Annotated in this window: 9 protein-coding genes and 1 pseudogene; all 10 read right to left on the bottom strand. The window is 32.9% G+C overall.

Going from position 1 to position 13,911, the window contains the following annotated elements:
* Positions 1 to 114 precede the first annotated feature (114 nt).
* The 10 genes and pseudogenes from RU87_RS04660 to RU87_RS04615 all read right to left on the bottom strand — a co-directional run bounded on the left by RU87_RS04660 (position 115) and on the right by RU87_RS04615 (position 13,889).
* Complete coding sequence (locus RU87_RS04660; protein ID WP_068161677.1) at positions 115 to 1,929, bottom strand: rhamnan synthesis F family protein; 1,815 nt, start codon at positions 1,927 to 1,929, stop codon at positions 115 to 117.
* A gap of 114 nt (positions 1,930 to 2,043) precedes the next feature.
* Positions 2,044 to 2,961 carry a glycosyltransferase family 2 protein gene (locus RU87_RS04655; protein WP_068161673.1) on the bottom strand — a complete coding sequence of 306 codons (918 nt, stop codon included), beginning with the start codon at positions 2,959 to 2,961 and terminating at the stop codon, positions 2,044 to 2,046.
* 72 nt (positions 2,962 to 3,033) lie between these two features.
* A complete protein-coding gene (locus RU87_RS04650; RefSeq protein ID WP_068161670.1) occupies positions 3,034 to 4,689 on the bottom strand; it encodes a rhamnan synthesis F family protein in 1,656 nt (551 codons plus the stop codon).
* The gene (locus RU87_RS04645) at positions 4,690 to 6,474 is read right to left on the bottom strand and encodes an LTA synthase family protein (RefSeq protein ID WP_068161668.1); all 1,785 of its coding nucleotides are present in this window, start codon (positions 6,472 to 6,474) and stop codon (positions 4,690 to 4,692) included. It lies immediately after the preceding gene.
* A 138-nt stretch (positions 6,475 to 6,612) separates the two neighbouring features.
* Positions 6,613 to 7,644 carry an acyltransferase family protein gene (locus tag RU87_RS04640; protein WP_068161665.1) on the bottom strand — a complete coding sequence of 344 codons (1,032 nt, stop codon included), beginning with the start codon at positions 7,642 to 7,644 and terminating at the stop codon, positions 6,613 to 6,615.
* Positions 7,637 to 8,470 (bottom strand): NAD-dependent epimerase/dehydratase family protein, encoded by an 834-nt coding sequence (locus RU87_RS04635; RefSeq protein ID WP_082782150.1) that lies wholly within the window; start codon positions 8,468 to 8,470, stop codon positions 7,637 to 7,639. Before RU87_RS04635 ends, RU87_RS04640 begins: the two co-directional genes overlap by 8 nt.
* A 32-nt stretch (positions 8,471 to 8,502) precedes the next feature.
* A complete protein-coding gene (locus tag RU87_RS04630; RefSeq protein WP_068161658.1) occupies positions 8,503 to 10,422 on the bottom strand; it encodes a rhamnan synthesis F family protein in 1,920 nt (639 codons plus the stop codon).
* The gene (locus RU87_RS04625; RefSeq protein WP_068161655.1) at positions 10,419 to 11,825 is read right to left on the bottom strand and encodes a glycosyltransferase; all 1,407 of its coding nucleotides are present in this window, start codon (positions 11,823 to 11,825) and stop codon (positions 10,419 to 10,421) included. Before RU87_RS04625 ends, RU87_RS04630 begins: the two co-directional genes overlap by 4 nt.
* 518 nt (positions 11,826 to 12,343) lie before the next feature.
* Positions 12,344 to 13,069 (bottom strand): annotated as a pseudogene (locus tag RU87_RS09990) (ABC transporter ATP-binding protein); the annotation flags it as partial.
* A 10-nt stretch (positions 13,070 to 13,079) separates the two neighbouring features.
* Complete coding sequence (locus RU87_RS04615; protein ID WP_068161650.1) at positions 13,080 to 13,889, bottom strand: ABC transporter permease; 810 nt, start codon at positions 13,887 to 13,889, stop codon at positions 13,080 to 13,082.
* Positions 13,890 to 13,911 lie beyond the last annotated feature (22 nt).

Raw genomic sequence — 13,911 nt, 5'->3', positions numbered from 1 at the left:
AGATAATAAAAAACATATCATTATTGATATGTTTTTTGGGCTCTACGGCATACTCATCTAAAATGTAACTGACTAACTGATTGATCACCAATAAAATAGTTTAAATCAAACTAGTTACCTCAATTTGTTTTTTAGACGAAGTAGATTATATTTAATTAAAAATTTAGCTGCTCTAAAAGCATATTTGGGTGTAGCAAATAACAAGTTTAAGCTGCGCTTTTGACCAATTCTGCTATACAAACCTTTATCATTATTCAACACATTGATCGCTTCCACTTTCAACATGTTGTTTTGTGCAACATTTGATATAAACCCATTGGTTAAAGATTTATTTTTAGAAATGCGATAATCGTAACCATTTGCCCATGCAACATAAACTAATAATCTCTCAAAAGCATGTAAGATGGATGTATATGGCAGTGGCTCCTCAGGTACATCATCACTAATTTCTAAAGATAATAAATTTTCTAGAGCTTTTGGTCGATACCAAATCATCGTACCATAAGACATAACCGTTGTACTGCTCTCTTGTAAATTAGCTTTTTTATCAAATTTTATTTGTGACCAAAGTTTTTCTTTAAACGGTAGTAATTCACGCTCACCGAGATATGACGGTCCGTAATTAAAGTTAAACGTAGTTGGTACATCATTGATAAAAATACCTAACTCAGGATGTTTCACAAATTCATCAAAGATGCTTTGAGCAGGTTTTACCAACATCTCAGAAATATCATTACGCCATGATTCACCCACAATCCAGTCGTTATCAAGTGATTTCTTAGTATGAAAATGTCCAACCACATCGTAGTCTGACAGTGTACGCGTCAAACTCATCCATGGCAACACATCTCTACCTTTTTTAAATCCTGATACGATTTGTTTTACATTTGGTAGTGACATCGCTTCTAACTGTTGTTGTTTTTCTAGTGTGTCTGTTGTTAAATATAAATCATATTGACCTACAAATTGTTCAAAATTATCGACAAAATCTTGAACTAAATCAGGATAAAAAGCGTGTAGATGAATAGCTATCTTCAACTCAGGTTTATCACTTGCAATACTCACTGGTAAATCGAGTACCTTATAGGAAATAAGATATGGACGATCAGGATAATCATAAACTGACATATGATTGGCAACAAGTCCGAAAGGATACTCAGATTCTTGAATCAATTTATTTACCAATAATGGTGTTTGCGGATGCGTTGACCAAATCATGAAAGCTTTAACTTTAAGAAATGGTATTTTTCTCTGAATAAGTGCAGGCATATTAAACACTGAAAAATCATGTGTCAACATATTGTTCCATGGCATTTTTCTTGTATCAAATAAAACGTCTGATTTAAATCCTCTATCTTCAAAGAATTTTGTCATTGCTGTTTCATATTGAATGATAACTTGTACAACATCATCAAGTACTTTAATATTAGCAAAGAAATCATGAAAACTCTGACTGATTACTACTTGACGTTTAAACGTAACAAAGTAAGATTGGATATGATCAGGCAAAGTAACAGAAGAGCTGTTTTCAGGTTTCACAGTATGAGACCGATTATTCGTGATACCCCAAAAATCTACGTTTGTCTTATTAGTAAATTTGTCGAATGTTGGTTTGAAATCCCAAAAAGGTCCAAAACAAGTATCATTCATCAAAGTGAGGTTATCAAATTTGTCTAATTGGTCATAACCATATGCCTTAATCCCGTCTGACCAGGCACAAAAATCATAGCCACTATTTTTTCGCTGTAAAAAATGGTCATATAATCCATTATTAGCAAGAGAATTTAAATCTCTATCAGATAGCTGACTATTTGAGATTAGATATATTTCATCATATATTTGACGCATTGCCTCAAGTTGGAAAATAACATGATCACTTAGTCTGTTAAACTTATTATAATGTACATAAAATAAAATATTAGTTGACAAAATTCCCTCTTCTTATTTATAAAATACCCCATGAGTTTGCTTCAGCTCTAATAAAATACTGCAAAATATTTACTTATACCTGATACCTGGGACACGTTGATTATCGCTAAGTAGTTACTTTTGATCTTTGATAATATAGATAGGTCTTTTCTTTGATTCCAGATATATCTTGCCGATATACTGGCCGATTATACCTAATGAAAATAATTGGATACCACCAATTAGTAGGATAATGCTTACAAGACTTGGCCAACCAGAAACTGCATCACCAAATAGGAACGTTCTAATAACAATGATAACAATAGAAATAATAGCTGTCAAACTAGATAAAATTCCCGCATAAGTTGCAAGTTGCAATGGCGCATTCGAAAAGTTGATAATACCTTCAATCGAATATTTTAATAAACTCCAAAATGACCACGACGTTTCTCCAGCTACACGTTGTCGATTTTGATACTCTAAATATTTAGTCTTATAACCTACCCAGCTAAAAATACCTTTGGAAAATCGATTATACTCTCTTAACTCTAAAATAGATGCCACAACTTGACGAGTCATTAATCTAAAATCTCGAGCACCATCGACCATTTCAGTTGATGAAATTTTGTTAATCATGACGTAAAATAAACGTGCAAAAAGACTTCTAATAGGTGGCTCACCCTCTCGACTCACACGTCTAGTCCCAACCACGTCGTACTCTCCAGAAGTTAGTAACTTGTGCATCTCAATTAACATCTCGGGTGGATCTTGTAAATCAGCATCCATTACAGCAACAAATTCGCCCTTTGCTTGAGTTAATCCGGCTAAAAGAGCAGCCTCCTTACCAAAATTTCTTGAAAAATCAATATAATGAACGTTGTCATTTGTCTGATATAGCGTCTTCAATACTGATAGTGTTTTATCTTTGGATCCATCGTTCACAAAAATATACTCGAATTGCTCAGTCATTTGATGTCTAATTTTTTCAGTTTCTTCAAAAAATATAGGAATGGATTTTTCTTCATTATACGCTGGCACGATAATTGATATCATAGGCTTCTCCTTTTTTATCTGTTTACCAATTGATTAGTATAGTTTAATAATAAACGTTAGGTTATTTATATATTATCTGTTTGAAACTCCTCTAAAATGCATTTTCAAATGAGAAGCTAATTTTTTGATGGTTGAAAGATTAGTTTTTTGTCTTGGTGTATTATCTAATAGTTTACTCTGCTGACTAGCCATAAATCGGCTAGTTTCAAATACTGTAAAATCTTCTAAAACTGATAGTCTAAAGTCAAACTCATTAGCCCAACTTGCATAGGGTAATAAATTTGCAAAGCTTTGAGCGATGAGCGTAGTATCTTGATTTGCAATTTCTAAGACCCTATCAAGCTCAATAGCCAATAGTTTCTCAAGCGCTTGTGGCTTGTACCAAAGATTTGTAGTATTACTTTTGATATATACATCTTGTTTTTTTAGATTTTTTTCATTATTAGGATAGATTGTATTCCATAATTGTGCCATAACCGGCCAAGTACTATCTGAATTCAACTCCTCAACACCAGAAGACAAATCTGATAATACTAAGCCAACCTTATCATTAGCTGATAAATAGCCTATAATCTTACCAGAAGGTTTCAATAGCACATCAACCGTATTATCAAAATCTGATAATACAAAATGTCCAGCAACTGAATAACAGCTTAACGCTTTATGAATCTGCTGCCAAGCTAGGATGTCATTTAAATGCTCATCAACTAAAACTACTTTTTTTACTTTCTGATCAAAATAACGAACTGTTTCTACATTAGATGTCGTCAAATATAAATCATACTTAGATAAATATAAATCAAAATCGTTAATCGCACGTATTACAGCATCAATATCTTGACCATGGATATGAATGCCAACTTGTTGGTGAGTTGATTTCAAACTTTCAAAACGTAATACTTTAGGGCGTAACATATAATTTCTATCTGGATAATCTGCAAAAGTCATATGATCAACAATCAAATCAGTAGGATAATCCGATAATCTCATGATATCCATAAAAGTAGCTTTTATATCATTTTTTTCTGCATTGTGAATAAAGGCTTTTACTTTAATAAAAGGTACACCATGCTCCAGTAATTTTGTCAAACCGAAAATTGAAAAATCTGAATTCTGCATAGCGGATATATCTTCATTTTGCGTATTAAATAGCACACTATAGTTAAAACCAGCTTGGCAAAAATAATCAGTGACTTGAGTTTCATACTCTAAAATCACACGATTAACATCGTCATATTGTTGAATATTTCCCCAAAATGCTTCAAAGCTTGGATGTAAAATAATATTTTGATTGAATGTTATAAAATAAGATTGAATATGTGCTTTTAAGTTATGCTCACTCCCACCAATCTCGGCTACATGTGCTCGATTATCTGTAATCCCCCAAAAATCAGCATCTGAGTTATCCATTTTTGTGAGGATACTATTAAAATCAAAAATAGGGCCAAAAGTCGTATCATTCATGATGGTAACCGTATCAAATTGTTTTAATGTTTCAAAGCCAACCTTAACCATACCATCAGACCATGCTTTAAAATCAAACCCAACATTTTTACGTTGTAAAAAATCATCAATAGGTAATTGTGCAACTGACGATGTTGCTAACTTAGAATTTGATATCAATACAATACGATCATAGCTTTTTCTCAATGCCTTTAATTGGAAAACAACATGTTGAGATAACGCATCTTCACGATTATAGTGAACATAAAGCAAAAGCCTTTTCATTTATTTTTTTCCTTCTATCAAGTTTTTAATATAAAATTTAGACCGTTGCTCAATCTGATCTTTAGTTTTTTGATAGCCATATTTTTCTATCATCGTTTTTTCTCCAGAAAATAGGTTAACACCAAGTCCAAGTTGTTGCTTATCATTCTCTATTTGAGCACCGAGCGCTACTAATGTTGTAGGAAACATATCCATGTTAGAAAACTGTCGATTTTTATTAGTCTCCGCTATAAGCCCCGTATTCATGAACAAATTGAATACCGTACGATCATACCCCTTATCAAGTGAGTTAATGTACCGCTGATCCATCGTCAAATGATCTCCAGATATAACAATTGTCGTATTGTCATACCAAGGTTGCTGTTGACACCATTGAATAAATTGAGCAATCATAGTACTAGAATGAAAAACAACATTTTTATATTGCATATTCGTCACTTTTTTCTCATCACCATAAGTGTATCCATTTGGAAAATGTGTATCTGCTGTCAACATAGAGAAGTTAAATGGCGTATCTTTTTTAGAAATGTCTGTTAACATATTTTTTGCAAATTGGAAAAGTTTTGCATCTTCAAATCCCCAATTTTGTGCATACCCTTTTGGTAACCATTTATTTTGTATTGCATCAAACCAACCTGTAATGTGATAATCACCATGTTGTTTCAAATAAGAAGCACGTCCACCAAAATCTGGATATGATCCCATTAGAAAATAATTTGTATAGCCATTTTCTTTAAGTATTTCTCCAAGACTTTTAATGCCAGGTAACATATTGTTAATTTTTTTCCCTGAAGCATTTTCTCTCAAATCCTCTTGTGTATAATTTCCACCAAATTTTAAGGGTAGACCAGAAGTTTGCGCAATAATGCCAGCTGCTGTATAATCCATCCCTGGTAATTGCTGTTGTCCACCATACTTCTCAGTATTTGAAAAGTTAATACTGTTTGGATCAACATCCATCAGAGGCTGCAACAAATTAAAATTTTGATCTCCGCCTTTATCTTTGCTAGCATAAGAAGTCTCTAATGATTCCACAAAGATATATATCAAGTTTCTTTTCTCTCCAGAAAAAGAAACAGTTGTATCTTTAGCATTCACTATATTTTTTCTGATAAATGTTGAATCCGAAAAATAATTAACAATTTTTGACCATCCAAAGTGTTTTAATCCATAAGTTGTAGAAGCTATCAGTAACAAGAGAACCATCATAACTTGTATGAATCTTGACGTCCATTTAGGAAACGATATGACGTTTATTTTATAGATGAAATGTAAGATAAAATAGAATAAAATTGAAATCAAAATAGAAGGAATCAAAACATTATTGATAAATGTATATATGTTTGTTGTATCAGTCCCTTCAGCATTAGCCAGTGTATACACAATTTGATCAACATTAATATCGCTAAATATGTGAATCACCCAGTTTGAACCCAATACTAACATGCTTGCAACAAATCCTGTCCAAGACAAGATTAAGGGATAAATCTTGATTTTAAATTTGTATTTTATAAATATACTTCTTATTAGATATGTAAACAGACCAACAATTATTAAATAGACGAGATAATGTTTCTTTCCTGTTGTTTGTGGGTTGAGAGGTGTCAAAAAAAATAAAACAACACACGCTAAACTATTGGTAACTGTTGATATAAATATCGCCATACCAATCCGATTTGATAGTTTGATTCTTTTAGTACTATTAAAAAGGAAAAATAAAATAAATGATATGAAATAAATAGCAGCAGCAAATTTAATTAAGTTCAATCCGATATTCAGATTCAATGTGTTCTCCTTTTAGCGAATGGCAGCCCCAAACACTTTATAAAATTTAAATTATAATTATAATAACTATTTTTAACGTAATTATAAACCTATATAAAATCATAATCTTAATTCTAATGTAGCAAATTAATTCAAAATTTATCTAACATTAACGATGGCTTTTTCTAAATGATAGATTAAAACGGAAATTGGGAAAATTAAACATAGACAAAATGCAAATAATATATATGAGTCAAGTCTACCAATTGTTAATAAATCAAAGTGTAAAACCAATTTATTTATCAAAAAATGGTGAATTAAAAAAATTGGATACGAATATTTGACAAGCCAAGTAACGACTCTTTTTATTAATTTTTGTTCAAAATATTTTGAGACATTCAATAAAATGATAAATACTGCGATACTAACAATAGCCATCATGATTTTCGGTGCAATAAACTCAAATTTAACTAGTGAAGTCACAGCTAAAATCATAATTGATAGACAAACTGAAAGTAAATTGGCACATGCTTTTACATATTTCTGTAAAGCCATACCAAATATAAAAACTGGTATCAGACCAACTGTGTACTGAATTAAAAGCCAATAATGATTATTTACATCTTGTATAGACTGAATAATAACAAACAAAAAAATGGCAATACAAAGTGTCAACAACATTTGTTTCTCAAAAAAGATTTTTATTAGTGGAAAGAGAAGATAAACAATCATGATCAATCCTAAAAACCATTCCCCAACAAGCATGAATGAGGGAAAGCCACTCGTCTGCATAAGAGAATCAAATCCAAAAATAGTTGAAATTCCCCACTTTAAAGAAACACCTTCATGACTAAATCCTTTATTCATCCAAAAATTATAAAAGAAAGCTAGCACATAAGAAATGTAAAACATAGGTAGAATATGAAATAACCTTTTTTTTGCAAATGATACTAAATTCAGCTGTTTATTCACATAAACATGGTACATGCTTGCACCAGAAATAAGTAAAAATAAGCCAACACCCAAATCTCCTATATAAATATTGAAAGGAAAGGCTGTCAATATTACTTTATTGAGTTGGACTGGACCATTAAACCCAATAAAATTAGCATTATAGTGAGTTAGCAAAATCATGACAACTGCAACCGCTCGGATGAAGTCTAAGTTATATAATCTTTGTTTTTTAATCATAATTTTCCATTATTTCATTTATTTTCGTTGCATCTGCCCAAATCCCAGGACTATCATATGGTCGATCTGGAAAAGCACCATATGCTAATTTGATAGGCCAATTATGTTCTTTGATGAACCACTCAACCTGATCAGCTAAAGATCTAGCTTTTCCAGTTGCGACATTGATGACCCCCGTCACTTTGTCTTGTGTACTGGCTGCGACTATCATTTTAGCTAGATCTTTGACATGAATGAAATCATATAAATTTTTACCTGTTGTAAACGGGAAAGAAGTTTCACCATTATTAGCCGCTCGAGTTAATTTTGAAAAAATAGATGACCCGTAGGCATCGTCTCCAAAAATATAATATGCCCGTAACCAATATAAATTAAACGCTAATTCTTTACTTGCCAACATCAGAGACTCTCGCATAGCATTTTTAGCTATCCCATACTGAGATTCCGGATTAGTCGGAGTATCTTCATCAACTGCCCCTTCATGGTAACCCACTTCATGCATAGATCCCATAACAGCAATGTTTTTTCCACCTGCTTTGACAAAGTCTCTGATAAATTCGATATGTGAAGATAAATTTTTCATATGTTGTTCAGAGTTATGAATAAATCCATCACGCCAAGCTAAGTGGATTAAAACATCTGGTTTTCCAAGAGCTTCAAAGATATTCTCATGCGTAGCAAAAATATCTATATTTTTTTTAATTGCTTTGTCAGATATATTTTTCAAACTGACATCAATCGCAAGCACTTCATGCCCTCGAGATAGTGCCTCATCAACTATATGCGCGCCAATGTATCCACCAGCACCAGTTACTGCAATCTTCACTGCAATTTCCTCCGATATTCTCTGATATTAACCTAACCAAAAATTTTTTTAAAACCTGTTTTTAGTTTCCTTAACAAGTTATTCGTATTCCAATTATTATTATGAATAATTTGTTGTAGCTCAGAAATTTGATTTTGATAATCTGATATTTGATCTTGATAACTTAACATTTGTTGTTTCACTTCTTGTATTTGATAGAGTTTACCTAAAAGATTACCAGATTCTGAAACATTTTCAAAAATACCCACCTCTTGCAATACGCGTTTTAGGTAATAAGATAAATTTAAATATTCAATTGATGCATATTGGTCGTTCATAATCGTTTGAGTATAGTATCCAGCATCTTGGGCAATAAATGGATAGCTCCGCTCAATTGCATGGCTAATTGTCCCATCAACAGGCAGCGGTTCTCCAGGAAAATCTTCTATTTGCCAATCATGATCAAAAAGTTTTGATATCGCTTGAGGTCTAAACCAAAAAACAGATCCAATTGGTGCAATCGGTTGATGATCTAATGCTATTGGGACATGCACATCTAATCTCTCCAACAACGACTTGGTATTTGACAAATTTTTAGGATCTGGTGTCCAGTTTTTTTCCACAGTCCAAAAATAATCCCCATGATTTGGTGCTGGAGCAACAGCAAGTCCGAGTTGCTTGTTATCATCAAAAAGTGATATGACATTTGAGACATATTGCGCTGATCCATGAATATTTTCATAACATTTGTGAGCAAAACTATAACCAGAAGTCTCACTGCCTAGCTGTAACGTCTTTTTATCATGCGTGAAACAAACTAAATCATAATCCCCACTTGTAATAATAGGTTTTGCCCCAACTAAAAGCGCAGATACGTCTCGACCACGATTATCTACATCTACTACCGTTATATTTTGCTGGATATCTTGTTTTCTAGCAGTCACTTTTGCTTTCACATTTGCTTGACTAGTCGTAATAAAAATATCAACTGTTTTAGGAAAATAGCTAGCATAACTCAAGAAGTCATCTACCATATCTTCAAAATATAAATGAATGATTAAAGCAATCTTTGATTGACTATCATTAACCTTAGATTCTGTTCGACTCATAATAGACACATTAGCCATATTTTTATGAATTAAGTCGTAATGATAATATGGTAAAACCGCTTTAGCTAACAATGCTATAGGATAATCAGTAGCAGTCTTGATATACTCGAATAATTCAGGGTTTTGCTCGCCAGATCCAACAATAACTGATCTTTCAAGATCATTAAAGACAGCTCTTTTCTTGAATATCGGACATCTGCCTTGTTCGATTAGTTGTTTAGGTAAATCATAGATTGGACATGGTGAATGTGGGTATATATTATCCGAATCAACCGATACTTCCCATTTATAATTCAAGTCACTAAAATATTTTGTAAACGCAGCCTCATACATGCCCACACTTGTATCATAATCCGTAATATAAGGTAGCTCATCCCAAAACTTTTGCCAATCTTGTGATAAAAATAATGATTTTCTCACTGCAATCCAGTGTGACTGGATATGTTCATGGTACTTGTCATATTTAGACTTACTGAGAAGTGTCTCACCAATGCCTAAATCTCCAACTTTTGTCAATCCCCAAAAATCTACATCTTTAGTCAACATTTTATCAAATGTTTCTTTAAATGGATAGATTGGCCCCATGATCGTATTGTTAAGTAAAATTAATTCATCAAATGTAGCTATGGTTTCACTAAGCTTTTCCAAACCAAACTTATAGGCACCAACATCTAGTTCGTCATTTTCTCTAAAATAGACTTCACCAAATTGCGCTAGCTTATCTTTGTTCTCTTCATCTAATCGACCATTCACAATGATAAGTAGCCTGTCAACATTTTGAGTTAAATCACTCAAAAAGTAAGAGACATAGTCTTGTACTAGCCCCTTACTATCATAAAAGAAATAAATTGCCGCTCGTTTCATAGCTTCCCTCTAAAAAATATTCTACCAATCAACGTGCCTCTAATCCGATTGAGCATGTGATTTTGATCATCTATCAGCGCTTTACATGTTTGAAGTTCAGTTTTTTGCTCGTCAATAATTGACATGCGCTCATCCATAACACGTTTTTGGTCGTCTAACATTACTTTTTGATTCTCAATAATGGCTAAACGCTCATCAATTAGGTTTTTTTGTTGGTTGATGACGGTTAGGCGTTCTTCCAAAGCCACACCACTCGTTAAGAACATCCGATGAAGATGTCTTAAAAAATTGCTAGAATTTTCTTGATTTTGCTCAACCGCTAATTTCAGATTTTTTGTAATCACCTCAAGGCTTTGTTCCTCTATCACACGTTTAGCTAACTCGCTAGCATCCGTTTTATATTTCCCAAATTCAGTTAAAATAACTGTGATTTTTGCTACTGCATCATCTATATCACCATTTTGATAAAGATGATGTGCATCAAGATAACCTAGCTTCGCCATCTCGTTTCCTGTTTGATGATTAGTTGCAGCAATAGTCACAATACCAAATTTTAACGCCTCAACCAGTGTTAAACCAAATGTCTCCATTTTAGAAGGGTTAACAAAAATATCATTTTCTTGGACGGCTGACCAATTTTTCGTAAAATCGTTCAGAAACTTAATATGCTTAATATCATATTCTTCAACATATTGCTGGCAGAGCTTACCATATTCACTATCAGAGTTTCCAGTAAAAATTAATTGCAAATCTGGAAATTGATTTTGCAACTTTTGAAAAATCTTTATTAATTCTAAACTATTCTTCCCCTCGGAAAATGCATTAACATTAATTAATCTACTAGGTGATTGACTTTTTTGTATGACTTGAGCATTTGCATCAGAAAATGGATAGAAATAACTCATCTTATCTTTATCAGCTATTAACTCACCTATCTGTTTTGATAGATCTTGATTAGGGGTTAATATTCGATTAGATAATTGGTTGATCATATCATATTTATCTTTGGTATAAGCGAATTCTCCTTCAGGATATTCATGAATTAGCCAAATGTGTTTAATATTAGTTAACGCTGCTGCCACTGCTAAATGTGGTATATTTGCAGTAGCAGTTATCGCTACATCGTATTGATGTTCGTCAATAATCTTAACAATCTCAGATATAGCTTGAAAATCAGGAACATCTAAAGATTGATTCATCCACCAGTTATATTCTAAAAAATAATCATTTATTTGATAATCAGATAAAAATTGCTTAAAACCATCTGTCATGCCATGCTTATCACAATAAATATAACCAACTTCAAAACCCTGTTCAACTAAATATTTCATCTGCCATTTAGTTGCCATATCTGCACCATTTAATACGCCGCCAGCTGGTGATTGAAAAAGTATTTTTGACATCTTAACCTCTTCTATTCAAGAAATCGTCCCTTTTCTACAAGTAAAGGACCTGATATACCATCCTCATTTCTTACAAAAAATCTTGGGCCACGATCTGTAAAAATATACCCGATTTGTTTAAAATCTCCAACATCACTTGTGCCTGTAAATACAGACCCAACGATCATGAAGTCCCGATTATTGAACATCGCTAATGGGAGTTCATAAACTCTTGAAACAACTCCCTTTTGAGTTGACCAAGGTGTGAAAACATTTTCAACTACTGCACCATCGTCAATTATAGAGAATTGACCACCACTAGTTAAATCGATAATTGAAAAACCAAAACCAGTTGGAATATCTTTAATTGTTTCATAAACAATTTCAAACTTCAGAGTCTCATCTCTATTAAGTACATCTTCTGTTAGTAGCGTGATATCAACTTTAGGCACATCTGCATTCGTACCAGGCAGATAAGTCATATGATTCTCTTGATTATTTGTTTTATCTTTGCCTATATCTTCAAAGTTTGCCGCACGGTATTTCGCTGCTACAACACTTGGTTTACCACTTGATACGATTTCTCCATTTTTTATCATGATAGCTTTGTTACAATACTTTTGTACAGCACCCATATCATGTGTTACAAGAATAGTTGTTTTACCAGACTTACGTCTTTCCATGAAATAATCATTACATTTTCTTTGGAAAGATTCATCACCTACCGCCAACACTTCATCTAGTACAAGTACATCACCTTCTGCTTTGATTGCAACAGAAAAGGCTAAGCGGACTTGCATACCAGAAGAATAATTCTTAAGTTTTTGATTCATGAAGTCACTAAGTTCAGCAAATTCAACAATGTCATCATACATAGCTGCTATTTCATCAACTGAAAACCCTAGCATCGCCCCATTAAGGTAGACATTTTCTTTACCAGTCAACTCTGGATTAAATCCTACACCAAGCTCGATAAAGGATACTAACTTACCTTCAACTAGAACCTGTCCATGCTCTGGTTTATAGATTTGCGAAATAATTTTAAGTAACGTAGACTTTCCGGAACCATTTTGACCTACAATACCGAAAAAATCTCCTTTTTCAACTTCAAAAGAAATATCTTTTAGCACATGTTGGTCTGTGTAGCCTTTTATTCCTTTAAGGCGATTAACAAGTGTTGTACGTAAACTTGACGTACTCTCAGTCGGTAGTCTAAACGATTTTGAGACGTGGTCAACTTTAACTGCAATATTATTATTTTCCATTTTCCACCTCTTAAATAATTTCAGCAAATCTATCAGACTGTCTATTGAAAACAGCCATACCTAGCAAGAAGATGATAGGTGATAGTATATATGGTACCCATACAACCGATAATGGCAAGAGCTGCCAAGAAGTAATATTTACGGGATCAATTAGTGTATATCTAAAATCTTGAACAATTTGTGCCATAGGATTCAACATGACAGCTCTAGCGTACCAAGTCGCCTGTGTCCCATTAGTAAACAACATCGTTACAGGATAAATGATTGGTGTTGCATACATAAATGCCTGCAAAAATACTTCCCAAACAGGTCCTAGGTCTCGATAACGTACAAATAGTGTTGCAAGTAAAAAAGCAATCCCAACAGATAATAAGATCAATTCAACTACTAAAAAAGGTAAAAATACAACTTTAGCTGAAAATGTTACGCCATTAATTAATGCAAATATTAATACGACAACAAGATTGATACCAAAGTTAATCAAAGCATTAGCAGTAACTGAAAAGATAATAATAGGTTTCGAAAAAGAAATTTTTCGCATCAAATCGCCTCTAGAAACAATAGAGACCATCCCCATATTCGTTACTTCTGTAAAAAAGTTCCATACCGTCATCCCCAAAAGTAGCGCAACAGCAAAGTGAGGTACTCCCGCACCAAATCTTAAAAACTTCACAAATACCATGTACAAAACTAAAAATAGTAGTACAGGTTTTAATATTGACCAGAGATAGCCAATTGCGGATCCCTGATAACGTAATTTAAAATCAGTTTTTATCAATTCTTTTAATAGAATCTTATTTTTTTTATCAAAAAAGTTCATACTTTCCTCTTTCTTATAGCAA

Source organism: Pseudolactococcus plantarum (assembly GCF_002441715.1).
GTDB classification, from domain to species: domain Bacteria; phylum Bacillota; class Bacilli; order Lactobacillales; family Streptococcaceae; genus Pseudolactococcus; species Pseudolactococcus plantarum.
This window is presented reverse-complemented; position numbering and strand designations above follow the sequence as displayed.